We start from the raw sequence: 24403 nt of genomic DNA, 5'->3' as shown, positions 1-24403 counted from the left end.
CCGCGGGTGGCGTGTGTCTCAGTGCCCGGGACGTCCGAACGGCCTAGCAGGTAGGTTGCGGGAAGCAACTCACCTGGAGGGACCCGTGAGCACGACGACCTTCGCCGCGGTGTCGGCGGTCAAGCAGCGCTCCGACACCGAGTTCAGCGTCGACCTCAGCCCGGCGTGGACCATCGGCGGCCGCCCGAACGGCGGCTATCTGCTCGCCACCGTCGCCCGCGCCGCGACCGTCGTTTCCGGGCATCCGGACGTGCTCGCCGCCAGCGCGCACTACCTGCGCTCGCCCGAACCGGGCCCGGCGGAGATCGAGGTCGAGGTGCTGAGGACCGGCCGGACCGCGACCCAGCTGCGCGGACGCCTGCTCAAGGACGGCGTGCCCCAGGTCGAGGCGCTGCTGACGCTGGGCGTGCTCGGCGAGGCCGAACCGTTCTGGCAGGACGGCGTGCCGCGGCCGGAGTTCGGGCCGTTCCCGGAGAAGCCGTGGGGCCCGGACGTGCTGTCGTCCGGCATCCCGATCGCGATCCGCGACGAGATCGACGTGTACTTCGACCGCCCGCTCGCCGACGGGCCCAGCGGCCGCGGCGAACTGCGCGCCCTGCTCGCGCTGCCCGGCGACGAGCCGTTCGACCCGGTCAGCCTGCTGTTCGCGGTCGACGCGCTGCCTCCGGCGACCCTCGATGTCGCGCCGTCCGGCTGGGTTCCGACGCTCGAGCTGACCGCCTACGTGCGGGCGCATCCGGCTCCCGGCCCGGTGCGCGTGCTGCACCGCGCCCACCTGATCGGCGACGGGCGCGTCGACGAGTCCTGCCACGTGTGGGACAGCGCCGGGACGCTGGTCGCGCAGGGCACGCAGCTGGCCGGGATCCGGATCGGCTGAAGCCGGCGGAATCACTGCCCCGGGTACGGCGGCTGCTGCTGCGGGTAGCCGGGGTACGGGCCGGGGGCGGCCGGACCCGGGAACGCCGGCGCGGGCGCTGGCGAGTTCATCGACAGCAGCAGATTCTCGACGGTCCTGCGGCGCGCGCCCGCGACGACCGCGACGGCCATGATCTCGAGCGCGAGGCCGAGCACGAACCAGAACAGGTGGTAGCTCGTGAACGACTCGAGGTCGGTCGAGCGGCACGACGTGTAATTCGGCTCATTGCGCGACACCTCGCACGTCCAGTACGGCTTGGCGATCAGCACCATGATCAGCCCGACGCCGATGCTGACCAGCCCGGCGATCATGAAGAAAACCTGCAGAATCCGCGCGAAGATCGACATGCGCGGAGCGTAGCGACCCGGTGCCCGCCGGGTCAGCGGGTTCCGGCAAGTGCCCCCGTCGTGACCAACCGGTACCCGGTGCGGCCGGAGAACTCCGCGGTCAGCGCGAACCGGTCGCCGCGCACCAGCGTGTGCCGCCATTCGATGCGCTTGCCCGCGCTCGTTCCCAGGCGCCCGATGGAGAACGCGCCCACGGTTTCGCCGCAGCCGAGCAAGGTGCGCTCGGCCCGCGTCGGCACGACGGCGCGGATCTGCTCCTCGCCGTGGTCGAGCCGGACGCCGGTGCGGCGGTGGAGTTCGCCGTACAGGCTGGTGTGCTGGAAATCCGCTTCCAGCAGCGGCCGGGCGAGGTCGGCGGGCAGCCACACCCGGTCGACGGCCAGCGGGTCGTTCCCGGCCAGCCGCACGCGTTCCAGGTACAGCAGGGGAGTGGAGCCCTCCAGCGACAGCCGTTCGGCGACCACCGCGTCCGCGCGGATGTCGAGCCGGCGCACGACGCTGTGCTGGTCGAGCCCGGCCTCCTCGACCGCGGCGAAGAGGCTGTAGAGCGCGCCGAGCGGCTGCTGGATCTCCGCGGCCGCGGCGACGCGGGGCTGGCGGCCGCGTTCGGCGATGAGCGTGCCGTCCGCGCGCAGTTCCCGCAGCGCCTGCCGGACGGTCTGCCTGCTGACGCTGTACTCCTCGGCGAGCGCGAGCTCCCCGGGGAACGCGCTGTCGAACTCCCCGGCGCGGATGCGCACCAGCAGCCGCTGCTGCAACTGCCGCCACAGGGGCTGTCCGCCGGTCCGGACCAGCTCTGCCTCGCCCATGCCGGGAACAGTACCGCTTGCCAAATGTACGGACAGCTCTTAGATTAAATGTACGTACATTAGCGAGGAGGCCAGAGTGCGCACAGGAGTGAACCGGTGACCGGCGCGACGCTCGGAGCGACGCACGCGACGGCCGAATGGCGGGCCAAGCTCGCCCGCCCGGTGCCGGGACTCGCGGTCGCGCTGCTGGTCGCGGCGGTGGCCACGGCGGGCGGCAAGCTCGTGCCGGTGGTCGGCGGGCCGGTGCTGGCGATCCTGCTCGGCGCGGTCGCCGGGGCGGTCGTGCCGGGGCTGCGCGGCTGGCGGTTCAGCCCGGGCTACGCGATCGCGTCGCGGCCGGTGCTCCAGCTGTCGATCGTCGTGCTGGGCACGGGACTGTCGATCCAGCAGGTGGTGCACGTCGGCGGGCAGTCGCTGCCGGTGATGCTCGGCACGCTCGCGGTCGCGCTCGGCGGCGCGTGGGTGCTCGGCCGGGTGCTCGGCGTTCGCGGGGACACGCAGACGCTGATCGGCGTGGGCACCGGCATTTGCGGCGCGTCCGCGATCGCGGCGACCAGCGCGGTGCTGAAGCCGAAGGAAGCCCACGTCGCTTACGCGCTCGGCACGATCTTCACCTTCAACGTCGCCGCGGTCCTGCTGTTCCCGCCGCTCGGGCACGCGCTCGGGATGTCGCCGCACGCCTTCGGCCTGTGGGCGGGAACCGCGGTGAACGACACGTCTTCCGTCGTCGCGGCTTCCTACGCCTACGGCGGCGACGCCGGCGCGTACGGCCTCGTCGTGAAGCTCACCCGCACGCTCACGCTGATCCCGATCGTGCTGTTCCTCGCCGTGCTCGTCGCGCGCAAGCAGGCCGGCGGCCGGGTTTCCCTGCGCGCCATGCCTTGGCACCGCCTGGTGCCGCCGTTCCTGATCGGCTTCCTCGCCGCGGCCACGGTGGAAAGCGCGGGCTGGATCCCGGAATCGTGGCACGCGCCGCTCTCGACGCTCGGCACCTTCCTGATCACCATGGCGCTCGCCGGGATCGGCCTCGCGCTCAAGCCCTCCGACCTGCGCAAGGCGGGCCACAAGCCGTTGCTGATGGGGGCCATCCTGTGGATCGCGGTCGCCGCTTCCAGCCTCGGGCTGCAGGCGCTGACCGGCGCGATGTGACGCGCTAGCGCACGCGCGGATTCCGCTTCCGCCGCCTGCGCTCGGCAAGAGCCGCCAGCAGCCGGGGCACCGCCCGGCTCCGGCGCACGAACACCAAGGATTCGCCGCGTGGGGCCGGTTCGGCCCCCGCGGCGTTTTCGTGGTGCGGGCCGCGCCGGAATTCGCGGAGCCCGGCGGCGAACTCGTCCGGGTCGCCGCCGACGTCCGGATGGTGGGTGCGCACGAATCGGCGGTAGGCCGCCTTGTCGGCTTCGGACCACGCCCTCCGCTCGTCCACCGCCGTCCTTCCCCGGTTGAGGGTTTCGCTCATCGTTCCTGTTGGAAGTCGTGGTGAACTGCCAACCGGCGGTTCAACGATACAGTTCAAGCACATGACCGAGAAGATCGAACTCGGCCTGCCCGAGCTTCGCGCCGTCACGGCTTACGCGGTGGCCTGTGCGGAGCCCGCGCTGCCGATCTTCGAACAAGCCCGCCCAGGCGATCGACGCCCGCACGAGGCGATCGAGGCGGCCCGGGCGTTCGCCCAGGGAGCTAAGCGCGGCAAGGCGATTCGCGACGGTGCCTGGGCGGCGCAGCGGGCGTATCAGGAAGCCCGCGATGCCGGACAACACGCGGCCAGCGAGGCCGCGCGGGCCGCGGTCGCCGCTGCCGGAGCGGCGTTTCTGCATCCGCTCGCGAAGGCGACGCAGGTGTGGCACATCCTCGGCCCGGCTGGCCACACGGCGTACGCGTTCGAGCTGGCTGGGCTGGAAGCGCGGCAGCCAGCTGCCGATCCGGTGGTGGTCCGGGTGTTGTCGCGATACCCGGAGGCTCCGGGCGGCCGCGGACGCGCGGGGGAGCTGGTGCGCGAGCTGGATGCCTTGCTGCGCAAGGGTTAGCGAACCCGCTCCACCCGCCGCTCGTCCCAGACCGGTTCCGGGGTCTCGCGCACCACGCCGTCCGAGCCGAAGACCAGGAAGCGGTCGAACGAGCGCGCGAACCAACGGTCGTGGGTGACCGCGAGCACCGTGCCCTCGTACGATTCCAGCCCGTCCTGCAGCGCCTCGGCCGATTCCAGGTCGAGGTTGTCGGTCGGCTCGTCCAGCAGCAGCGCGGTGGTTCCGGCCAGTTCCAGCAACAGGATCTGGAACCGCGCCTGCTGCCCGCCGGACAACCGGTCGAACGTCTGCTCGCCCTGGCGATGCAGTTCGTACCGGCGCAGTGCGGCCATCGCCGCGCCGCGATCGGCCGAATGCTCCGTCCACAGCACGTCGACCAGCGTGCGGCCGGTGAGTTCGGGACGGGCGTGCGTTTGCGCGAAATGGCCGGGCACGACGCGCGCGCCGGTCTTCCATTCGCCGGTGTGCGCGACGTCGCCGCCCGCGAGCAGCCGCAGGAAATGCGATTTCCCGGATCCGTTCGAGCCGAGCACCGCGACGCGCTCGCCGAAGAAGATCTCCAGCGAGAACGGTTTCATCAACCCGGTGAGTTCCAGGTTCTTGCAGGTCACCGCGCGCACGCCGGTGCGGCCGCCGCGCAGCCGCATCCGGATGTCCTGCGGCCGCGGCGGTTCCGGCGGGGGACCGGCTTCCTCGAACTTCCGCAGCCGGGTCTGCGCCGCTTTGTACCGGGACGCCATCTCGTCGCTGCGCGCCGCGTACTGCTGCATGTCCCGGACCAGCCGTTTGAGCTGGGCGTGTTTCTCGTCCCAGCGCCGCCGCAATTCGTCGTAGCGGGCGAACCGTTCCTGCCGCGCTTCGTGATACGTGCTGAATCCGCCGCCGTGCACCCAGGCGTCCGCGCCGTCGCCGCCCGGTTCGACGCTCACGATCTTGTCCGCCGCTTGCGCGAGCAATTCACGGTCGTGCGACACGAACAGGACGGTTTTGCGGGTTTCCTTCAACCGGGCTTCGAGCCAGCGTTTGCCGGGCACGTCGAGGTAGTTGTCCGGCTCGTCCAGCAGAAGCACCTCGTCCGGCCCGCGCAGCAGCGCCTCCAGCACCAGGCGTTTCTGCTCGCCGCCGCTGAGCGTGCGCACGAGCCGCCAGCGCGCGCGGTCGAACGGCACGCCGAGCGCCTCGGTCGTGCATATGTCCCAGGTCGTCTCGAACTCGTACCCGCGCGCTTCGGCCCAGTCGCTGAGCGCCTGCGCGTACTGCATTTGCGCGGCCTCGTCGTCGACCTCCAGCAACCGCTCCTCGGCCGCGTCGACGGCTCGGGCGGCGTCGCGAACCCGTTTCGGGGCAACGGAAACCAGGAGATCGCGTACCGTGCGTTCGTCGCGCACCGACCCGACGAACTGCGCCATCACGCCCAGCCCGCCGGACACCGTGACCGCGCCCTCGTCCGGCTTCAGCTCTCCCGACAGCAGCCGCAGCAGCGTGGTTTTGCCCGCGCCGTTGGGGCCGACCAGTGCGACGACCGCGCCCTCGCCGACCCGGAACGAGACGTCGCCGAGCAGCGGACGCCCGTCCGGCAGCACGTAGCGCAGATGCGCGGCTTCCAGATGGCCCATGGCGGGGACTCTACCCAGCGCGCCGCGAATGGCCGCACGGTTTTTCCGGCGTCGTGAGTGGCAATCCCGGTTCTAACCGGGATTGCCACTCACGAGCGGTTATGCCTTGCGCTGCATGCTTTCCCGGGCCGGGTTGGCCTGCTCGGCCGCCTTCGGGTCCTTCTCGTCCTGCTTCGCGCGCACGCCGGACTCGACGCGGTCGCCGAGGTCCTTGTCCACGTTGTGCCAGTACTCGAACGCCCGCTTCAGCACCGGTTCGGACACCCCGTTCAGCAGGTGCCCGACGATGTTGTCCACCAGCCGTTCGCGCGCGGCGTCGTCCAGCACCTCGCGCACGAGCGTGCCGGCCTGGCCCCAGTCGTCGTCCTCGGCGTGGTCGACGTAGGCCGAGCGGACCATCTCGCCGTCGGCGTGCCAGCCGGCCGGCGTGCCGTAGCGTTCGGTGTCGGCGCGCGGGCCGCCCTTGGAGTTCGGCGCGTACACCGGGTCGGAGACCTTGGCGTAGCGCATCGAACCGTCCTTGCTGTAGCTGTGCACCGGCGCGACCGGCGTGTTCACCGGCAGCTGCTTGTAGTTCGCGCCGATCCGGTACCGGTGCGCGTCGGCGTAGGCGAACAGCCGGCCCAGCAGCATCCGGTCCGGGCTCGGGCCGATGCCGGGCACCAGGTTGTTCGGCTCGAACGCGGCCTGCTCGATCTCGGTGTGGTGGTCGGTCGGGTTGCGGTCGAGCGTCATCCTGCCGACCTCGATCAGCGGGTAGTCGCCGTGCGGCCACACCTTCGTCAGGTCGAACGGGTTGAACCGGTAGGTCTTCGCGTCCTCGAACGGCATCACCTGGACGTGCAGCGTCCAGCTGGGGTAGTCGCCGCGCGCGATGGCCTCGAACAGGTCCCGGGTGTGGTAGTCGGTGTCGGCCGAGGCCATCTGGTCGGCCTCGTGCTGGGTGAAGAACTCGATGCCCTGGTCGGTCTTGAAGTGGTACTTCACCCAGAACTTCTCGCCCGCGGCGTTGACCCACATGTAGGTGTGCGAGCTGTAGCCGTTCATGTGCCGCCACGTGCGCGGGATGCCGCGGTCGCCCATCAACCAGGTGACCTGGTGCGCCGATTCGGGGGACAGCGTCCAGAAGTCCCACTGCATGTCGTGGTCGCGGAGATTGCTGTCCGCGCGGCGTTTCTGCGACCGGATGAAGTGCTGGAACTTCAGCGGGTCCTTGATGAAGAACACCGGGGTGTTGTTGCCGACGAGGTCGTAGTTGCCCTCGGGGGTGTAGAACTTCAGCGCGAACCCGCGCGGGTCGCGCCAGGTGTCCGGGCTGCCGCGCTCGCCGGCCACGGTCGAGAACCGCGCCGCCATCGGGGTTTTCGCGCCCGGCTGGAACACCGCCGCCTTGGTGAAGCGGCTGACGTCGGCGGTCACCTCGAAGTGCCCGAACGCGCCGCTGCCCTTCGCGTGCGGCTGCCGTTCCGGCACCCGTTCGCGGTTGAACTGCGCCATCTGCTCGATCAGGTAGTGGTCCTGCAGCAGGATCGGGCCGCCCGGGCCGAGGGTGAGCGAATGCTCGTCGCTCTCGGCCGGGATCCCGGAGTCCGTGGTGGTCGCCGGGGGTTTCGGTTCTTCGGTCATCTCGCGAGCTCCTCGTGGTGGTCGGAAACGCCGGAGCAGTCCGGGCACAGGCCCCAGAAGACGATCTCGGCCTCGTCGACGGCGTACCCGTGCCGGTCGTGCGGCGTGAGGCAGGGGGCCTCGCCGCGGACGCAGTCGACGTCCTCGGCCCGGCCGCAGCGCCGGCACACGACGTGGTGGTGGTTGTCGCCGGTCCGCCGTTCGAACCGCGCCGGATGCCCGGACAGCTCGATCCGGCGGACGAGACCCGCTTCGCCGCACGCGGCGAGCACGTCGTAGACCGCCTGGATCGAAACGCTGCCGAGGCTTTCGCGCACGCCCGCCGCGATCGCCTCGACCGTCGCGTGCGGATGCTCGCCGAGCCAGCCGAGCACGGCTTGCCGCGGCTTGGTGACGCGCAGGCCGGCCGCCCGCAGCGTCGCCGCCGAGTCCGGCATCGGAGTCCTCCCCGGGGATCTGGAACCGCTCCAGTTCCGCCGGTTACCCGGTCTCCGCGAGCCTCACACCTGGGTGTCACCCACCGGCCGGACGAACTCGGCCAGATGCGCGCGAAGGACGGCGACGCATTCCTCCGGCGAGGTGAGTTCCGGCTGCAGCACGGCGCGGAACGCGATCCCGTCCAGGAGCGCGGCCAGCCGGGGCGCTTCGACCTCGGGGTCTTTCGGTTCGAACCGGCCGCTGCGGACCTGGGCGTCGAGGATGCGCCGGGCCAGCGTGACGGTGCCCTGGACCGCTTCCCGGGCCAGGTCGTCCAGGCCCGGATCGGCGCGCGCGGCCATCAGGAATTCGATCAGCACGGTCACCTCGGTGCGCCGCCGCTCGTCCAGCGGCAGCAGCTCGGACAGGAACTCGGCGAGCTGGTCGACGACCTCGTCCGGCGACAGCTCCGACAGCGACCCGATCTTCTCGCGGCGTTCGACGAGCCGCGCGGTCGTGCGGTCGATGGTGGTGCGCATCGCGAACCGCATCAGCTCGTGCTGGCTGTCGAAGTAATGCCGCACCGACCCGATGTTCAGGCCCGATTCCGCGGCCACCGCGCGCAGCGAGACCGCGTGCAGCCCGCCCTTCGCGGCCAGCCGCAGCACCGCGTCGGCGATGTGCGCGCGCCGCTCTTCCCCGTCCACCACTCTAGGCACTGGACTTTTATATCACAGCCGTGATAGAAACGGGTTGTATCACAGGTGTGACAGAAAGGGGTGCGCTGTGGAGACGGTGCTGAACATCCTGCTGATCCGGTTCGGCATCATCGCCGGGATCGTCGTGGTCCTCGGGCTGGGCGCGTTCGCGCTGATCGTTTCGCTGCGGCGGCGCGGCAAGGGGGAGCGCGTCCGGGAAGGCGCGGCGGTGCTGGCGAAATCCGCGGCGAGGGCGATGGACCGGCGCGGGGCGCGGGGAGTGCGCGGCCGGGTCGGCGGCGAGGTCGTGCGGCAGGCCGCGCGATGGCTGGACGAGGACCCGGGCCGGAAGCGGTCCGGCCGGTGAACGCGGTGCTGCTGGCCGACGGGAACGAGGTGCTGCAACACCTGATGCACGACCTGCTGGTGAAGGGGCTGATCGTGCTGGGGGCGGTAGTGGTGGCGGTCGTCGGGATCGTGGTGATCTGGAAGAAGGTGGGGCGCTGAGGGTTTCCGCCGCGCCAGTCGGCGGGACAACCCCGCGCGGTACGCGACACGTGGCGGTGCCTGCCGGCACCGGAATTTCGGCACGATGGAGTCTTCCCCTGGAAGACGGAGGCTGTCGATGAGTTATCCGTTCGATCCCGAAATCGCCGCCGCGATCCCGATGCTGCCCGAGGTCGACTTTCTCGATATCGCCGCTTCGCGGGCGGGCATGGCGGAGCTGATCGCCTCGATGCAAGGCGACGTCGACGAAACCGGCGTGACCGCGCGCGACGAGTCCGTGCCCGGCCCCGAGGGCGCGCCGGACGTCCCGATCCGGATCTACACCCCCGATCGCGTCGCCACGAAGGCGCTGGTGTTCGACATCCACGGCGGCGGTTTCGCGCTCGGCGATTTGCAAGTCGACCACGCGGCCAACGTGGAACTGGCGAGGGACCTCGGCGTGGTGATCGTGTCGGTCGAGTACCGGCTCGCGCCGGAGAATCCGTACCCGGCCGGGCTGGAGGACTGCTACGCGGCGCTCGAATGGTCGGTCAAGCACGCCGGCGAACTGGGCGTAGATCCGGAAAAAGTGGTGCTCTACGGCGTGAGCGCGGGCGGCGGCCTGGCCGCGGCGCTGGCGTTGCTGGCCCGCGACCGGGGCGGCCCGTCGATCGCGTTCCAGTTCCTCGCCGTGCCGGAACTGGACGACCGCCTCGAGAGCGGAAGCATGCGCCGGTTCGCGGACACGCCGATGTGGCATCTGCGGGCGGCCGAGGCGAGCTGGGACTACTACTTGGGCGGACCGGGCAAACGCGGCGGTCCGGACGTCCCGGTGTACGCGGCACCCGCTCGGGCCGCCGATCTCTCGGGATTGCCGCCCGCGTACGTGTCGGTGGCGGAGTTCGACCCGCTGCGGGACGAGGGAATCGCCTATGCGCAGAGCCTTTTGGCGGCTGGGGTGCCTACGGAACTGCATTTGTTCCCAGGGACTTTCCACGGCTCCGGGGTGATCCGGCACGCGACGGTGAGCCGCCGGGAAGCCGCGGAACGACGGGCGGTGCTTGCCCGGGTTCTCGGGGTTGAGGCGGGCTGAGGCGGGGGTTCTGGGGGGGTGAGGCGGGCTGGCGGGGGTTCTGGTTGCTGTGCTTCGGCAGGGTGCGGCTGGAATCGCCTGCCTCCAGGCCGATTCCAGCGCGCCCGTTGGGCTCGTTTCCGCGAGTGGGGCTGCTTGTGCTGCTCAAGCGCGCTTCCGCGACTGGGGCTTGTTTGCGCAACTCGGGCGCGCTTCCCCAACCCGCGCTCGTTTCCGCAATTGGGGCTTGCTTCCGGAACTGGGGCCTGCTTCCACAACTCGGGCTCGCTTCCACAACCCGACCTCGCTGTGGACAGCTCAGCCAAAGACGCCGGAATTGTCCGTGGAGGCCGGTAGAGTAGAAACCGGGGGGACCCCCGCACCCCTCAACCGGATTCCGCCAACCTCCGCGCCACCAGCGCCAGCCGTGCCCGGAAGCGGCCCGCCGGGTCGTCCAGCGACCAGCCCAGCGCGTCCTCCACCTGCGCCAGCCGCGCCGCCACCGAGCTGTGGTGCCGGTGCAGCGCCACCGCTGCCTGGCGCAGGGAACCCGTACGGCAGAAGGCTTCCAGCGTCTCCCGATCGGCTTTCCCGAGCGCGTTCAACGCCACCACGTCCGGCTGTGCGCGCAGCTGTTCCGCGGGGATCTCCGCCAGCAGCGTCACCGCGCCGAGGTTCTCGTGCACGACCAACGGCCGCGACGTCGCCGCGAATCGTTGTGCCAGGCGGGCTTGCAGCCACGAGCGCCGGGCTTCCAGGCCGTCGACCGCGTCGCCGACGCCTACCCGGACGGTGTCCGGGAGCGTGCGGTCCTTGGCCCGCAACGCCAACGTCTCGGACAGTGTCGGCACGACCGAATCCGGCCCCTCGCGCGGCTGCAGCACCACCGCGGCCACCCCGCCGACCACCGCCACCCGCGCGCCGAGCGGTTTGCCGCGGGCGACGAGCGCGACCGCGTCCGCCCCGGCGTCCCGGCCCGCTCCCGAAGCGACCGCCACCACTCGCAGCGGGCGCGTGGTGTCCAGGCCGAGCAGGCTCAGCGCCCGCGCCCGGTCCTCGTCCGCGGCCTGCTCGCCGAGCACCAGTTCGACCAGCGCCGGGTCGGCGAGATGCGGTGCGGCGGGCGGCGGTTCGACCGGATTGAGCACCTTCGCGGCGATCGCGAGCCGTTCGAGCACCAGGACGTCGAGCGGGCCCGGCTCGCCCGTGCGTTCCAGCCAGACCCGCCCGGCGCCGTCGAGGTCCACGACGACCGCGCCGGACGGTTCCGGGCCGTCGCCGCCGGGTTCGCCGGTCGGCCGGTACCGGAGCACGGTTCCGTCGACACAGCGAATCCCGGCGACGCATTCGGCGAGAAACGCCGTGGCGCGCAGCAGATCCGGCAGCGTCGCCCGGCGGGCGATCAGCTCGTCGAAATACGCGATGACGCGCACCGCCGTTTCCGCGCCGGAATCGACCGCCGACAACCGCAGCAGCAAGCCCTTCACGGGTTCCAGCCTAGCGCGAGTCTCAAGTGGACAGTCCGGCCAGCGGATGCAGCTCCTCCCAGCGCGGCACGCGCGGCGGGAAGCGCAGCGTCAGCCCGGCTTCCGCGGGCGTGCGGTCGGCCTTGCGCGCGTTGCAGCTGCGCGCCGACCCGCCGCAGGCGGCGACGGTGTTGAGCCAGCTCGTGCGCGCGCCGCCACGAGAAACCGGCGTGATGTGGTCGACCGTGGTGGCCCGGCGGCCGCAGTAGGCGCACGTGTGCCGGTCGCGCCGCAGCACGCCGGAACGGGACCAGCGCGGCGGCCCGGAATAACGCCATTTCATCACGACGTAGCGCAGCAGCCGCACCACCTTCGGCCGCGGGAAGACGCCGAGGTCCGGCCCGTCGCTTTCGTGGACGACCGCGACCTGGCGGACCAGCATCCGGATGGCATGGGGGAGCGAGACGGTGTGCAGGGGCTCGTAGCCGGCGTTGAGAACCAGGACTCCCATGGCGACGGGCACCTCCTTTCCACAGTCGTTACGGGCCGGGAACGCAAAAGCCGCCCGGCCGGGGTTCCGGCGGGCGGCTCCTCGCTCACGGCGTGGCAGGCCACGTCATGGCGCGGAGCCGGAAATGCCCATCAGGTGCATGCATTCGTCGCGACGCGGCATTCCGGGGTTCCTTTCGTGGCTGGACGAGTTCATCATTGCCGTCCCGCGCCGCGGCGTCAACGGAAAATGATCGTCCCCGGGTTCAAGATCCACAGTGGACTATCGAGGACGCGCGGAAGCGGTTTCCCGTTTCGGCGAAGCGCGGTACAGCTCGCCCAGCAAGGCCACCGCGGCGTGCGTGGCCGGATGCGGATCGTGGGCGCGCCAGGCGAGCTGCACCGGCACCGGCGGAGCGTCGCGGACCCGGCGGTACACAATGCCGTCACGGCGATACTGCGTCACCGTCGAATGCGGCGTGACGCCGACGCAGCGGCCCGTGGTGATGGCGGCGAGCCAGTCGTCGACGTCATGTGTGACCTCGATCCGCGGCCGCGATTCCGGCGGCCACAGCTCGGCGGAAGTGGTGCCAGTGCGCGGATCGACTACCAGCAGCCGCGACGCGAGATCGGCGAGCGTGACGGTGCGGCGCCGCGCGAGCGGGTCGTCGACCGCCATGGCGCAGTAGCGGTCCTCGTGGCCGACCGTCGCGTGCGCGAACTTCCCGGACGGCACCTGATGCCGGACCACCGCGAGGTCGGCCAGTCCTTCCGCCAGCCCGGCGGTCGCGGTGTTGGCGCGCACCAGCAGCAGTTCGACCTCCGGGTACCGGGAGGCCCAGCGGCGCTGGAATTCCGCGGTGTGCCTGCCCATCGCCGACCACGCGTGGCCGATGCGCAGCCGCGTGTGCCCGGTGGTCGCTTCGCGGACGAGATCGTCGGCCTCGGCGAGCAGATGCCGGGCGCGGGCGAGCACCTGGACGCCGGCGGTCGTCGGCTCGAGGCTCCGGCTGGTGCGGTGCAGCAGTCGCACGCCGAGAAACCGTTCCAGCGACGCCAGATTCCGGGACACCGCCGCTTGCGAGACGCCGAGTTCGAGCGCGGCGTCGGTGAACGTGCCGGCGTCCACGATCGTCACGAGGCAACGCAGCTGACGCAGCTCCAGATCCATGCGTCCAGCGTATCGCTGATGCGGTCAATGCATTTTGCGCATGGATCGGCCGGACGCATGCTCGACCGCATGGCGACTACGGAACTGGCTCCTTCCGCGCGCGACCACGCCCGGGCGACCGGGGCCGCGATGCTGCTCGGGAGCGCGCTGTCCAACCAGGTCGGCGCGGCGATCGCGGCGCTCGCGTTCCCGGTGCTCGGCCCGCCGGGCGTGGTGGCGGTCCGCCAGTGGGTGGCCGCGGTGGTGCTGCTGGCGGTCGGCCGCCCGCGGTTGCGGACGTTCACCGCGCGGCAGTGGCGGCCGGTGCTCGGCCTGGCCGCCGTGTTCGCGACGATGAACCTGTCGCTCTACACCGCCGTCGACCGGATCGGCCTCGGCCTGGCCGTGACGCTCGAGTTCCTCGGCCCGCTGGCGATCGCGCTGGCCGGTTCGCGCCGCCGGACGGACCTGGCGTGCGCGATCGCCGCGGCGATCGCGGTCGGCGCGCTGATGCGGCCGCAGCCGAGCACCGACTACCTCGGGATCGGGCTCGCGCTGGTCGCCGCGTCGTGCTGGGCCTGCTACATCCTGTTGAACCGGACCGTCGGCCGTCGTCTGCCCGGGGCCGCGGGTTCGGCCGCCGCGGCCGGGGTGTCCGGGCTGCTGTACGTGCCGATCGGGTTGGTCGCGATGCTGAACCACCCGCCGACGACCGGTGCGCTCGCGGCGGCGCTCACCGCCGGAGTGCTGTCGTCGGCGCTGCCGTTCCTCGTCGATCTGATCGCGTTGCGCCGGGTGCCGGCGCAGTTCTTCGGTGCGTTCATGAGCGTCAACCCGGTGATGGCCGCGCTGGTCGGGCTCGTGGTGCTCGACCAGCGGCTGGACGCTGTCGCGTGGGCGGCGATCGGGGTGATCGTGGCGGCGAACACGGTGGCCGTGCTGCGGCGGGCCGCGTAATTGTCGGTGGGGCGGGCTAACGTAGGCGGCGCTGGTTGAGGAGGTGCGGCATGGTGCGGATCGCGGATCAGGAGTGGCCTTCCACAGTCGTGCCCGCCGACGCGCGCGAACGCGCCCAGGCGACGGGCGTGCTGGTCCGCCGCATGGGCTGGGTGTCCGAGCGGCTGACCCGGGAGGAACGCGACGACGTCGAGCGGCAGCTGGAATTCTGGTACTCCCGCGGATACTGCCCGGACGCGCTGCTGATCGCGATGAGCGCGCTGCCGGACGGGACGCGCCAGCGGCCGCGGCGGTCCGGCGAGAAACCGGGGGACTTCCTGCGCTCGCGGATGAAGGCCTGGTTCGCCGACGAGACCGCCGCGGACCTGTCCGAGGTGCGCGAGCCGCCGCGGCGCGGGCAGACTTTCGAAGCCTGGCTGGCCAACCGGCGCAAGCAAATGGCCGACGAGGGCACGTACCAACGGCGCTCGCGGCTGAGCGACGCCGGGGAGCGGGCCCGGGCCGAGGCTCGTTCGATCGCGGCGTCCCGGCGGAAGGATCCGCTCGCGCGCGTGCGCGAGAGCGAACGTCGGCGTGCGGCGGCTTTGGAGAGTTTGCGGGTGGTCGGCGAGGCCGTGGAGGTGCCACCGCCGCCGGCCGAGACGCGCACGACGCCGCGGATGGTCGCGTCGTTCGCCGGAAGGCAGGCGCTGGCCGCGCATTCGCCGCAGGTGCGGCGGATCGTCGAGCGGTTGCGGGCGGAGAAGCGGGGTCCGTCGGCGGCAGAGCTGGCGGTGCTGCGGAACGCGGTCCGCGACGCGCATCACAGCGCCGGGCTGGGCACGTTGGAGGCGGCGAGCGCGGAGGTCAACGACGTCGAGACGCTGACCCCGGACGGGCAGCGGATCAAGGATTTCCTCGCGCGCGCCGCGGACGACCGGCTGCCGCTCGACGCGACAGTGCGGTTGCTTCACTCGATGCGGTGAGCCGTGCGTGTCGGGTCGCCCGCGGCGGGGAGGGTGCTTCCAGACTCGCCCGGTGACGAACACGGCGATGGACGATGCCGGGCGCTGCCTGCTTTCGGTGGCGTGGAACATCCGGACCGGCGGTCCGCGGGCGGATCCGCGGGCCGACGAGGTGCGGGAACGGCTGCGGACGGTGTGCCGGGAGCTGGGGCACGCGGCTTGCCGGTTCGCGGCGGGGGAGGTCGGCGGGGATCCGGTGCCGTTGTTGCGGTTGGCGGATCGGGCTTATGAAGTCGACACGTTGTTGTTGCTGGTGGGGACTTCGTTGATTCCGGATCCCGGGCGGGACGCGCGGTGGTGGGGGGAGATTGAGCGGTTGGTCGCCGAGGTGGACGGGATGGTGGTCGAGGCTTCGGCTTCGTTGGGTGGGGTTTGTGTTTGAGTCTCGGCTCGGCTCGTCGCCCTGGCGGGCGACATTGCCGGGTTTATGGGTGCGTGGGGCCCCCGATTTTTTAGTGTGACTACGGCGCTGGGGTGCTTGTCAAGGCGGGAAAGATGCCTTGACAAGCACCCCAGCGCCGTGTTTTTGGCTGTGTATCGGGGGTGGGGGAGGGGTGTGGGTGCCTCGCTCGTTGGGTGCAGTGGCTGCGGTGGGGTGGGTGGATTGATGGTGCGGTGCGGTCCGGGGTGGGCCTCGATGGTTGGGTGGCGCGGTGCGGTGGGTGGACGCGCGGGGTGAGTGCGTCGGGTCAGCGCGGGCTGGTGGGCGAGGGGACGGGCCGTGGTGAGCTGGGTGCGGTTCACGGTGGAGGGCTAGCGGCCCGACGCGGCCTGGAGTGCGTGCGACTCGCCGGATGCCAGATGGGTGTTTGCCGTGCACCAACGCCACTTGGGGTGCACGGCGGCTGTGGGCGAGGGTCCGTGAAGGGGCCCCTCATGACGTCGGCGGGTTGTGAGGGGAACCTTTCACGGACTCCGAACTGCGGTGCGCTCGTCGCGGAGTCGGTGGCGGGTAAGGAAAACAGCCCGGGAGGAGCGGCTCTCAGGCAAACGGACCCCCAATGCGAGGGCGGAGTGTCAGGGGCGTTGGCGCACTCCGGCAAGTACGGCGCTCACGCTCGGCAGCCAGCGGTGCCTCGGGTCCGGTGCGGTCAGCCATTCCGGGCCCGTTCCGGGGGCTTGCTGTCCGGTCGGCAGCGGGAGGAGTGCGCCGCTGTCCAGGACGGTGACGTCTGCGGGCAGGCTGCCGCGCAGGAGGAGTTCGCCGTCGGTTTCGGCGAGGATTGCCAGGCGCGGGCCGTGTTGGGTCGGGAGGATCAGGGACGGGCCTTCGCAGCCCAGCGCGGACAGGTGGTGCCGGACCGGGCCCGAGGTGAGTTTCGGCAGGGTTACCGCGCACAGGCCGTTTTCCAAGGCCAGAAACAGGCGCGCGCCTTGCCGTCGGACGGACCAGCCGAACACCCCGCCGTAATACGCGTCCGCCGGGTCTGGGCCGGTGTGGTGGTCGGGCCGCAGTTGCTGGTCGAGAGTCATCGTCGACGCCTTCCGCTCGCATGGGGGTGCCCGACCATGCTAACGGCACTCAGTGCCACTAGCAACCCGGGCTGCTACCGTTCGGGCATGACCGAGACGCCGCGCACCCGGGTCGGGGCGACGCCGGCCGGGCGGCGGCAGTTGCGTCGCGCGCTGGCGACGGCGGCCGTGGATCTCTTCGCCGCCAACGGGTACGAGGCCACGACCATCGACGACATCGCCGCGGCGGCGGGCGTCGGAAGGCGGACGTTTTTCCGGTACTTCGACAGCAAGGACGACGTCCTCTTCGCCAACCACGACGAGATCGTCGCCGAGATGGAGCAGGTCTTCGAGACCGCCGACCCGGCGCGCGACCCGATCGAGGTGGCGACCGCGGCGGTGTCGCTCGTGCTGGAGTCCTATGCCGCGGAACTGGACGTCTCGCTCAAGCGGTTCACCCTCACCCGCACGGTGCCTTCCTTGCGGGACAAGGAAGTCGCGACGGTCGACCGCTACCAGCGCGTCCTCGCCCGCTACCTCCAGGACCGCTTCGCCGCCGCGGGCGACGAGGCCGCGACTCTCCGAGCGGCAGTAGCGGCGGCGGCGATCGCGGCCGCCAACAACCACGTCCTGCGACGCTGGCTCCGCAGCGGCGGACGGGACGACATCGAAGCCGCGGCGAGGGAGGCGTTCGCCCTGGTCGCGGACGCATTCCGCACGTCCGGCGCGAAGCCTTCGAGCGAGCCGGAGCCCGGGACGGTGGTGGCGGTGCTCAGCACCGCGACGCCGCTGCACGAGGTGGTGACCCGGATCGGCGCCGCGCTGCGCGAGGCCGAATCCCCGTGAAGTGCACTGAGTGCCACTGAGGCTTTCGAGGTGTGGTGGCGCTGGGCTGCTCGGGGCGGTCCGGGGTGGTGACCGGATTCTGGGAGTGGGCGTCGTGCGCGGGCGGGAAAGTTGCTGGTTGTGCGGGGGCCGGAGGTGGCGGTCCGGGCCGGTGAACGGGTGCGGTGTGCGAGCGGGACTGTGCTGGGCTGCTCCGGCGAGGCGGGTTCGCAGCGACGCCGGGCGTTGGAGCTGGGGCGGTGCGTGGCCGTCGGCGGGAGTGTGGTGGGCGGCCTGGTGATAGGGCGAGATGGTGCCAGGGTTGGTGTCGTGAGCGGGTGTTGGCGGGAGCGCGCCTGGCAAGAGGACGAGACGGTGCGGTGCGCGGTCGTCAGCGGGAGTGTGGTGAGCGGCCTGGCGAGAGGGCGAGATGGTGCCGGGATTGGGTGCCGTGCGCTGGTGTCGGCGGCGAGGGCGCTGGTGGGCGGGGGAGCGCCGAAGCGGCAGGCATCGGCGCTCCAACCGGATCAGGCCTTGTCCACCGCGGGCTTCAGGGCCTCTTCGCACCACTGCCGGAAGGTCGTCGGAGTTTCCTTGGCGTGCTGCGGAGTGCGGACGACACCCTCGTCCAGATGGTTCAGCTTCGCGGTCGCCATGTCCATCATGGACTGTGCCATCGCCTCCGAATATCCGCGGGCGAGAACCTGTGCGCCCAGCGCGGAGACCGGGATCTGCTGGTACTTAACGGAAATCCCTAGCACGTCGCTGATGATGGACGCCTGCTCGTCCGGTGACAGGTCCTCCGGGCCGAGCACCGGGACGTCCTCTCGTCCGGTCCACAAAGGATCGAGCAGGAGCCGGGACGCGACGGCGGCGATGTCTCGCGTGCAGACGAGCGGGGCGGCGTAGTCGGGCGGCAGGACGTCGTAGAACGTGCCTTGTTCTTTGAGCGCACCGGTTTGGCGCAGCAGATTGTCCATAAAGGTCGGATTCGCGAGTGCGCGGAAGGCGACTCCGGTGTCGGCGATGAGGTCGTCCATCGCCAGCGTCGCGGTGACGTGTCCGGCTCGTTCGGCGGAGGCGGTGCCGCGGCCCAGTGCGCTGACCGACACCACTCGGCGCACGCCGTGCGTTCGGATGGCTTCGACGGCGGGCCGGGCGAACCCGGAGTAGGCCTCGTCGGCGCTCGCGGCTCGCGGGTCGGGCGGGACGAGCCAGAAGACGGTGTCCGCGTCGGCGAAGGCTCGGGCGAGTACTTCGGGGTCGCGGTGCGAACCGGGGTGGATCTCGACGCGTTCGCGCAGGTCAGCGGGGATCTTCGCGGGATCGCGGACGATCGCGCGGACAGGGCGGGAACCGTCGGCGACCTCGGCGAGCACTCGGCTGCCGATGTTTCCGGTGGGGGCGGTGACGACGATCATGCGGGCTCTCCTGGAGACTGTCGAAGAGGTGGAGGAGGAAGTAAACTCCACCGTACCGTTTACTTTTGGCGGAGGCAAGGATGGCGCGTGAAGGCGGTTCGCAGCTGCGGGGTGCGGAGTTGCGCAAGCACATCCTGCTGGCGGCGAAGAACGTGTTCCTCGAGACCGGGTTCGAGCGCGCGTCGATGGACGCCGTCGCGGCCAGTGCGGGGACGTCCAAGCGGTCGCTGTACGCGCACTTCGAGAGCAAGGACAAGCTGTTCCTCGCGGTGCTTGACCTGGTCCGCGAGCTGTATCTCGGCAAGCTGAGGACGCCGGACGCGTACGCGGGCGAGCCGATCGAGGCGGTCGCGCTGTTTTGCGGGCGGTTCCAGCAGCTGCTGACGTGGGAACCGCAGGCGCGGACGTGCCGGCTCTGCATTTCGGCTGCGGAGCGGTTGCCGGACAGCGCGAAGGCGTATTACGACGCGATGTTCGACGTGATGTACGCGCGGCTCGCCGGGTATCTGGCTGCGCTGTACAAAATGGACACTACAGAGGCGGCGGCGCTCGCCGAGGATCTCGTCGGGCGGACGGTGCTGCCGCGGGTGTTCCGGGTGCTGCTGAAGGCGGAGCCGGCGATCGAGGAAATGCCCGGGGCCGAGGCGACGGTGGAAAACGTCGAGCTGGAACCGATCCGGCGGATCGTTTCGGCGGCGCTGGGGCAGCGGGCAGGAAAATCGTCGGCGTCGACGTGATCCGCGGCGAAGAACCAGCGGGAAGGCGATCTCACCGGAGGACGGTGCCGCGGTCCGAAATGGACCGCGGCACGTCTTTGGTTCAGCGCAAGGCGTTTACCGTGATGGTGAGCGTGTCCGGGTCGCCTGCCTGGACGGCGCCGCTGAAATCGGGGCCCGGCGAAACGTCGTCGTAGGGGAAGGCGTAACCGCGGTTGTCCGGCAGTTTGCTGTGCACGATCCGTGCGTAGTGGTTGGTTTCCGGGTTTTGGTAGAACTTCGCCGGGTCCTCGCCGGTCGGCTGTTTCGGGTTGTCGCGCAAGGTGGTGCGGTTCAAGGCCGCCGCCAGCCGGGGGATGATCGCTTTGCGGGCGTCGCTGTCGCCTTGTTTGATGGCGAACGGGCCGCTGTCGCAGCTCCACACGTCCGGCGTGGCGGGCTTTTCGAAGCGTTCGCCGTTGTTGAAGGCAAGCACGCCGTCCGCGCCGACCTGGCCGGTGAACGCGCCGAGTCCGGGCACCTGAGTGTCGACGGTGAGCGTCTCGCTGCGGTATTTCTGCCACACCTCGTCGATATAGCCGTCGAGGTATCCGCCGAATTGGTCTGCGCGGTAATGCGCGGACAGCGCGCGCAACGGTTTGCCGTCGCCGCCGGTTTCGATCAGCGTGCTCCATTTGCCGCCCTGGGCGTTGAGTGCGTCGCAGATCGGGTCGAGCGAGCGGGCGGGCAGGCCGGGTACGGTCTGGTCGCCGGAACCGGTCGTGGTGAGGTGCAGGCCGAGCGGGATCGCGACGAAATCGACGTAGCTGATGTTGGCGAACAACACGTCGTTGTTGAAGGTGAATTCGCAGAACGACCAGTTCCGGGCGTAATTCGGGTCGTCGGCGGCCAGGAAGCTCGGATGCACGAGCGCCGGGCCCTTGTTGACGAAAAAGTCCAGCTTGCTGTCGAGGGCGACGTAGATCCGGGCCGCGTACATTTTCGGCACGGTGACCTGGGAAAGCGACTTCAGCGGGATCGCGCAGTCCTCGGCGAGCGGGGTGTGGTCGCTGTCCGGGGACGGCGGATAGTACGGCGTGCCATCGGATTTCAGGACGACTAGCCGGTTGTCGAGCGTCGTGCCGGTGATGTACGCGTAGGTCCGGCCGGCGCCGGACTGGTCGTCGAAAGCGACCTTCGCGGTGTCGGGGGTGGCAGCGGAGGCGAACGCCGAGTTCCAGAGTGGAAATGTCGCGGCCGCCGCGGATGCGCCGAGGAATGCCCGCCGGGAAATCAAGGAAAACCGCCTCCTGGAGTCGTGCCCTTTTCCGGTGACCGGCACGCTAGTCACGGCCGGGAAAGCGGGTCAACGAGTCCGCGGGAAATTGGCTGGTTTTGTCATTTCCGGAGCCGGGCCCGGACGCGCGCTGAGGCACGGGCCGCCGCCACGGCCCGTGCCTCAGTGTCCGATGTGGACTTTCCGGGTCAGCTCGCCTGCAGGTCGATGCAGGCGTAGAAGGCGTTCGCGGTGTCCGCGATGTTCCAGACGGCGAGCACCGTCTGCCTTCCGGTGTGCCCCTTGAGGTTCACGTTGTGGGTGACCGTCGCCGGGGGCTGCTGGCCGCCGCCGTCCACGGTGGCGATCTTGTCGTTGCCGATCCAGTACTCGTAATTCGACGTGCGGTGCCGGGCGGTGAACTTCCAGGTGAACGCCACCGTGGAGCCGACCGGCGTCGCCTTCCAGCCCTTGTTGTTGTCGTTCAGCTCGGCGAACTGGGCGTTGCCGCCGCTGCAGCTGTGCAGCCCCTTCGGCCCTTCGACGCTCTGCGGCTCCCACTTGATCTGGCCGCAGGACACGACGCCCTGCGCGCATTGGGCCTGCCGGCTCGCCGGCGCGTTGACATACCCGTGCGCGCTGGCGGTGCCTGCCGGGCTGATCAGCACGAGCACCGGCGCGATCGCCGTGCCGACCGCGGCGGCGACGAGTTTCCGGTTCGCTTTCATGGGCAGCTCCTTCGGGGAATGCTCGTTTCCCCGTGCGGGTACGACAAAGCGACGCACCGGCTTTCCGGGAGCCGGCCCGCACGGGGTGGGAGCGAAGGGGGTGGGCTTCTTGGTCTAGACCATACGCCCGAGGTTCGGGAAAGGTCAACAGCTGGCAAAGAAAGGCGGGGGAGGGGTTATCCGTCAACGTTGTCACCCCGGACCACTGTCTCTTGTGGTGCGTGCGGAACGGGTTTCCGCGGATTGCGCCGGACGGGTGGCGAAACGCGGATCATGGCCACCCAGCGTGATTTCGTCCGGTCCGGACTGTCTATAGTGGACAGTGGGAAGCTGCGCGGGCGCACGGAAAGCGGCGGGCCGGGGAAGTCCGGGGCAGCGATTCTGCCCGGGTTTCGAAATCCCCGACTTCCGGGGGGTTGAACGGATTCGATCCGGAATGCTCAACTGGTTGGTTGGCGTTCTCGCGGACTTGGGGCAGGTTTGCCTTTGCCAGCCGCGGAATTTCGCACGGCCAGGGGACGGTCAGGGGCGCCCCGAGACGGGGTATGGGATGCCTGGCGGCGCGACTCTGGCGGAGAATCAGGGAGCCGTGGAACGTTCAGGACTGCCGCGACGGGGTCAGCGGCGGGTTCCCTCGCCGCCGCGCCCGGTAAGCCGCCGCCTTCATCTTGTTCCCGCAGGTGGCCATCGCGCACCATTCGCGCCGCGACCCGCGCGAATGGTCCAGGTAGACCTGCGTGCATTCCGGCCGCCCGCATTCCTTCAGCAGATCCGCGTCCGGCCCGCCCAGGATCGTCACCGCGGCCCGGGCCACTGTCGACAGCGCCTGCGCTGCCGTCGCCCGGACCTGCAGTCCGGTCCGGGTCAGCTGGGGGACCGCGTCCGGCTGCGCGGCCGCCTCGTTGACCAGCGTCAGCGCCTCCGCGTCGTACTCGTCGCCGACCAGCCGGGCCGCGACCAGCGCGTAGATCGCCTCCCGGACCGCGATCGCCCCGGCCAGGTCCGCGGCCGTGCTCGCCGGGTCGGTGCCGGTGACCCCTGACTCGCGGAACCAGGCGTCGAGGCTGCGCGGCGACCCGAGCATCTCGGCCGGTTCGTCGTTGCGGCGGGCCCGCAGCGTGCCGACGAAGTCCAGCGCCGGGTTGCCGCAGGGGAAGGCGTGCTCCATGCGCACCAGTCTGACAGGTGACGAATCGCCGCGCAAGCACCTCTAACCGCTCTAGGGGGTTATGAGTAGCAGGTCACAGAAAAACGTAACCGTCTTGACCGGTGACGAATTCTCGTGCGAAGGTTCTCCCGTCGCCGAGACCGGAGGACAGCGGCCCGGTCACCTGCCGGAAGGGCAAGTCCGATGGACCAGATCACGTGGGCGTTCCGGGAAGTTCTCGGCGCACTGGCGGCGCTTGCCGGCACCGTCCTCAGCGGCTTCTGAAAAATGTTCTGGAAAGGGAAAATCATGTCTGAAACCACTTACACCGCCGTCGTCACCACCACCGGCGAAGGCCGCAACGGGGGACGCGCGGTTTCCTCCGACGGTGCGCTCGACCTGAAATTCGCCATCCCGAAGGAACTGGGCGGCAACGGCGGCGCGACCAATCCGGAGCAGCTGCTCGCGGCCGGCTGGTCCTCGTGCTTCATGGGCGCGGTCCGGATCGCCGCGGCGCAGCGGAAGGTGAAGCTGGCCGACCTGGCGGTGGTCGCGGACGTGACGCTGCACCACGACGAGGCGAACTTCTGGCTCAGCGCCGCCCTGCATCTCGAGCTGACCGGCGTTGACCAGGAAACCGCCGACACGCTGGCCGCCGCCGCGCACCAGACCTGCCCGTATTCGAAGGCGCTGGGCGGAAGCATCGAGGTCACGGTGGACGCGACGGTGGCCTGACCGGGACGGTTGGTCGGGGGTGCGCACGGCATCCCCGACCCGGTGGTGTCGCGGGCTCGCGGCCGCCGTTAAGAGCACCCGGCCGAAAGCTGCCGGCTCAGGTCCGTCCCGGCGGCGCCTGCCGGGCCAGCTCGCGCGCGACTTCGACCGCCACCTCGATGGTCCGCGCCGCGAGCGGGGACTCGGCGCCGCGGCCGGGCGGCCAGTGCAGGTAGATCGAGCGGGCCGGGGCGGGGTCGAGGTCGTGCACCCGCAGGTCCGGCCATCCCTCCGGTCCGTGGATCGCACCGCAGTCGCGGCACACGACCTGGTGGATCGCCAGCCAGGGCAGCACCGCGAGCCCCATCCCGGCGCGCACCATCGACAGGATCGTCTCGCTGCCCGCGGACCGGAAGACGATCCGCGGCCGCGCGCCGGCGTCCGCGAGGGATTTCTCCAGTCTGGGCTGGTCGCACGTGGCCGGCCAGGCGACCATCGGCCTGCCGTCCAGTTTCCGGGCGGGCACCGGGCCCGCCGGCAGGTCGCCGGGCGGCGCGACGACCAGGTAGGGGTCCTCCATCAGCAGGGCGTGTTCGGTTTGCTCGCCGAGCAGGCCGTCGTAGAACAGCAGGTCCAGCTCGCCGAGCCGGGGCTCGTCGGGTTCCGAGAGCCGGATCTCGCAGCGCGGGTGCTCCTCGCGGAGAAGGCGCAGCACCGTCGGCAGGATGGCGTGCGAGACGCTTTGCAGGGTGCCGACGTCGATCCGGCCTTCCCCGGCCTTGAAGCGGTCGACCGCCCGGCCCAGCGCTTCGGCTTTCGCCAGCACCTCCCGGCCGTGTTCGAGGACCACGGCGCCAAGGGGAGTGATCCGCACCGGCCGCGGACCGCCCGGCCGGTCGAACACCGCGCCGCCGAGGGATCGTTCCAAGGCCGCGATGTGCTGGCTCACGCTCGACTGCGTGTAGCCCAGCCGGGTCGCGGCGCGGGAGAACGTTCCCTCCTCGGCGATCGCGAGCATCGTCGTCAGCTGCCGCAGGTCCAGGTCCGCCATGACCTCAGTCTATT

At 70.7% G+C, this 24403-nt stretch carries 28 protein-coding genes; 12 read left to right on the top strand and 16 right to left on the bottom strand.

Annotated features, from left to right (window positions below):
• Positions 1-85: 85 nt before the first annotated feature.
• Complete coding sequence (locus F9C12_RS08465; protein ID WP_409181432.1) at positions 86-877, top strand: thioesterase family protein; 792 nt, start codon at positions 86-88, stop codon at positions 875-877.
• A gap of 11 nt (positions 878-888) precedes the next feature.
• Here F9C12_RS08465 and F9C12_RS08460 read toward each other — a convergent pair whose 3' ends face one another.
• Together F9C12_RS08460 and F9C12_RS08455 are read right to left on the bottom strand one after the other, a co-directional pair.
• A complete protein-coding gene (locus tag F9C12_RS08460) occupies positions 889-1263 on the bottom strand; it encodes a hypothetical protein (RefSeq protein WP_409465448.1) in 375 nt (124 codons plus the stop codon).
• 32 nt (positions 1264-1295) lie between these two features.
• Positions 1296-2072, bottom strand: a complete 777-nt coding sequence (locus F9C12_RS08455) for a GntR family transcriptional regulator (RefSeq protein WP_409181430.1) — start codon at positions 2070-2072, stop codon at positions 1296-1298.
• A 96-nt stretch (positions 2073-2168) separates the two neighbouring features.
• Between F9C12_RS08455 and F9C12_RS08450 the strand changes: the two genes are divergently transcribed.
• The gene (locus tag F9C12_RS08450; RefSeq protein ID WP_409465447.1) at positions 2169-3221 is read left to right on the top strand and encodes a YeiH family protein; all 1053 of its coding nucleotides are present in this window, start codon (positions 2169-2171) and stop codon (positions 3219-3221) included.
• Positions 3222-3225: 4 nt separating this feature from the next.
• On the opposite strand, the gene F9C12_RS08445 is transcribed toward F9C12_RS08450, so the two are convergent.
• A complete protein-coding gene (locus F9C12_RS08445) occupies positions 3226-3531 on the bottom strand; it encodes a hypothetical protein (RefSeq protein ID WP_409465446.1) in 306 nt (101 codons plus the stop codon).
• 61 nt (positions 3532-3592) lie between these two features.
• On the opposite strand from F9C12_RS08445, the gene F9C12_RS08440 reads away from it, so the two are divergent.
• The gene (locus tag F9C12_RS08440; RefSeq protein ID WP_409465445.1) at positions 3593-4099 is read left to right on the top strand and encodes a putative immunity protein; all 507 of its coding nucleotides are present in this window, start codon (positions 3593-3595) and stop codon (positions 4097-4099) included.
• Here the strand turns inward: F9C12_RS08440 and F9C12_RS08435 are convergent.
• From F9C12_RS08435 to F9C12_RS08420, 4 genes are all read right to left on the bottom strand, one after another.
• Positions 4096-5715 (bottom strand): ABC-F family ATP-binding cassette domain-containing protein, encoded by a 1620-nt coding sequence (locus F9C12_RS08435; RefSeq protein WP_409465444.1) that lies wholly within the window; start codon positions 5713-5715, stop codon positions 4096-4098. The two genes, F9C12_RS08440 and F9C12_RS08435, sit on opposite strands and share 4 nt — an antisense overlap.
• A gap of 99 nt (positions 5716-5814) precedes the next feature.
• Positions 5815-7341 carry a catalase gene (locus tag F9C12_RS08430; protein WP_409181425.1) on the bottom strand — a complete coding sequence of 509 codons (1527 nt, stop codon included), beginning with the start codon at positions 7339-7341 and terminating at the stop codon, positions 5815-5817.
• The gene (locus tag F9C12_RS08425) at positions 7338-7778 is read right to left on the bottom strand and encodes a Fur family transcriptional regulator (RefSeq protein ID WP_409181424.1); all 441 of its coding nucleotides are present in this window, start codon (positions 7776-7778) and stop codon (positions 7338-7340) included. Before F9C12_RS08425 ends, F9C12_RS08430 begins: the two co-directional genes overlap by 4 nt.
• Before the next feature lie 63 nt (positions 7779-7841).
• Positions 7842-8477, bottom strand: a complete 636-nt coding sequence (locus F9C12_RS08420; protein WP_409465443.1) for a TetR/AcrR family transcriptional regulator — start codon at positions 8475-8477, stop codon at positions 7842-7844.
• A 67-nt stretch (positions 8478-8544) separates the two neighbouring features.
• Between F9C12_RS08420 and F9C12_RS08415 the strand changes: the two genes are divergently transcribed.
• The 3 genes from F9C12_RS08415 (at position 8545) to F9C12_RS08405 (ending at position 10035) form a co-directional block, all read left to right on the top strand.
• Positions 8545-8823 carry a hypothetical protein gene (locus F9C12_RS08415; RefSeq protein WP_409465442.1) on the top strand — a complete coding sequence of 93 codons (279 nt, stop codon included), beginning with the start codon at positions 8545-8547 and terminating at the stop codon, positions 8821-8823.
• Positions 8820-8963, top strand: a complete 144-nt coding sequence (locus F9C12_RS08410; RefSeq protein WP_409181421.1) for a hypothetical protein — start codon at positions 8820-8822, stop codon at positions 8961-8963. The genes F9C12_RS08415 and F9C12_RS08410 overlap by 4 nt, the downstream gene beginning before the upstream one ends.
• Positions 8964-9081: 118 nt before the next feature.
• Entirely contained in the window at positions 9082-10035 is a 954-nt protein-coding gene (locus tag F9C12_RS08405; RefSeq protein WP_409465441.1) for an alpha/beta hydrolase, read from the top strand.
• A 365-nt stretch (positions 10036-10400) separates the two neighbouring features.
• On the opposite strand, the gene F9C12_RS08400 is transcribed toward F9C12_RS08405, so the two are convergent.
• From F9C12_RS08400 to F9C12_RS08390, 3 genes are all read right to left on the bottom strand, one after another.
• Entirely contained in the window at positions 10401-11501 is a 1101-nt protein-coding gene (locus F9C12_RS08400) for a PucR family transcriptional regulator (RefSeq protein ID WP_409465440.1), read from the bottom strand.
• A gap of 22 nt (positions 11502-11523) precedes the next feature.
• On the bottom strand, positions 11524-11991 hold the full coding sequence (locus F9C12_RS08395) for an HNH endonuclease (protein WP_182891972.1): 468 nt from the start codon (positions 11989-11991) through the stop codon (positions 11524-11526).
• A gap of 261 nt (positions 11992-12252) precedes the next feature.
• On the bottom strand, positions 12253-13140 hold the full coding sequence (locus tag F9C12_RS08390; protein WP_409181418.1) for a LysR family transcriptional regulator: 888 nt from the start codon (positions 13138-13140) through the stop codon (positions 12253-12255).
• 69 nt (positions 13141-13209) lie between these two features.
• Between F9C12_RS08390 and F9C12_RS08385 the strand changes: the two genes are divergently transcribed.
• Genes F9C12_RS08385 through F9C12_RS08375 form a run of 3 tightly spaced genes read left to right on the top strand, consistent with a single transcriptional unit; the run spans position 13210 to position 15462 of the window.
• A complete protein-coding gene (locus tag F9C12_RS08385) occupies positions 13210-14076 on the top strand; it encodes an EamA family transporter (RefSeq protein ID WP_409465439.1) in 867 nt (288 codons plus the stop codon).
• 50 nt (positions 14077-14126) lie between these two features.
• Entirely contained in the window at positions 14127-15041 is a 915-nt protein-coding gene (locus F9C12_RS08380; protein WP_409181416.1) for a hypothetical protein, read from the top strand.
• A 52-nt stretch (positions 15042-15093) separates the two neighbouring features.
• Positions 15094-15462 (top strand): hypothetical protein, encoded by a 369-nt coding sequence (locus F9C12_RS08375; protein WP_409181415.1) that lies wholly within the window; start codon positions 15094-15096, stop codon positions 15460-15462.
• A gap of 635 nt (positions 15463-16097) precedes the next feature.
• Here F9C12_RS08375 and F9C12_RS08370 read toward each other — a convergent pair.
• On the bottom strand, positions 16098-16553 hold the full coding sequence (locus F9C12_RS08370; RefSeq protein WP_409181414.1) for a hypothetical protein: 456 nt from the start codon (positions 16551-16553) through the stop codon (positions 16098-16100).
• Positions 16554-16640: 87 nt separating this feature from the next.
• Here F9C12_RS08370 and F9C12_RS08365 point away from each other — a divergent pair, with 87 nt between their 5' ends.
• Positions 16641-17378: a TetR family transcriptional regulator gene (locus tag F9C12_RS08365; protein ID WP_409181413.1), complete on the top strand. Its 738-nt coding sequence runs from the start codon at positions 16641-16643 to the stop codon at positions 17376-17378.
• A 506-nt stretch (positions 17379-17884) separates the two neighbouring features.
• Here the strand turns inward: F9C12_RS08365 and F9C12_RS08360 are convergent.
• Complete coding sequence (locus F9C12_RS08360) at positions 17885-18778, bottom strand: NAD(P)H-binding protein (protein ID WP_409465438.1); 894 nt, start codon at positions 18776-18778, stop codon at positions 17885-17887.
• 80 nt (positions 18779-18858) lie between these two features.
• Here F9C12_RS08360 and F9C12_RS08355 point away from each other — a divergent pair, with 80 nt between their 5' ends.
• The gene (locus tag F9C12_RS08355) at positions 18859-19515 is read left to right on the top strand and encodes a TetR/AcrR family transcriptional regulator (RefSeq protein ID WP_409465437.1); all 657 of its coding nucleotides are present in this window, start codon (positions 18859-18861) and stop codon (positions 19513-19515) included.
• A gap of 82 nt (positions 19516-19597) precedes the next feature.
• Here the strand turns inward: F9C12_RS08355 and F9C12_RS08350 are convergent, their stop codons facing one another.
• From F9C12_RS08350 to F9C12_RS08340, 3 genes are all read right to left on the bottom strand, one after another.
• Positions 19598-20770, bottom strand: coding sequence for a glycoside hydrolase family 64 protein (locus tag F9C12_RS08350; RefSeq protein WP_409466979.1), 1173 nt, complete (start codon positions 20768-20770; stop codon positions 19598-19600).
• Between the two features lie 188 nt (positions 20771-20958).
• Entirely contained in the window at positions 20959-21477 is a 519-nt protein-coding gene (locus tag F9C12_RS08345; RefSeq protein ID WP_409181410.1) for a lytic polysaccharide monooxygenase auxiliary activity family 9 protein, read from the bottom strand.
• A 598-nt stretch (positions 21478-22075) separates the two neighbouring features.
• On the bottom strand, positions 22076-22645 hold the full coding sequence (locus F9C12_RS08340) for a CGNR zinc finger domain-containing protein (RefSeq protein ID WP_409465436.1): 570 nt from the start codon (positions 22643-22645) through the stop codon (positions 22076-22078).
• A 288-nt stretch (positions 22646-22933) separates the two neighbouring features.
• Between F9C12_RS08340 and F9C12_RS08335 the strand changes: the two genes are divergently transcribed.
• The gene (locus tag F9C12_RS08335; RefSeq protein WP_409181408.1) at positions 22934-23359 is read left to right on the top strand and encodes an Ohr family peroxiredoxin; all 426 of its coding nucleotides are present in this window, start codon (positions 22934-22936) and stop codon (positions 23357-23359) included.
• 97 nt (positions 23360-23456) lie between these two features.
• Here the strand turns inward: F9C12_RS08335 and F9C12_RS08330 are convergent, their stop codons facing one another.
• A complete protein-coding gene (locus F9C12_RS08330; RefSeq protein ID WP_409465435.1) occupies positions 23457-24389 on the bottom strand; it encodes a LysR family transcriptional regulator in 933 nt (310 codons plus the stop codon).
• Between the last annotated feature and the right edge of the window lie 14 nt (positions 24390-24403).

The sequence above is a fragment of the Amycolatopsis sp. GA6-003 genome (assembly GCF_046267895.1).
Taxonomy (GTDB): domain Bacteria; phylum Actinomycetota; class Actinomycetes; order Mycobacteriales; family Pseudonocardiaceae; genus Amycolatopsis.
This window is presented reverse-complemented; position numbering and strand designations above follow the sequence as displayed.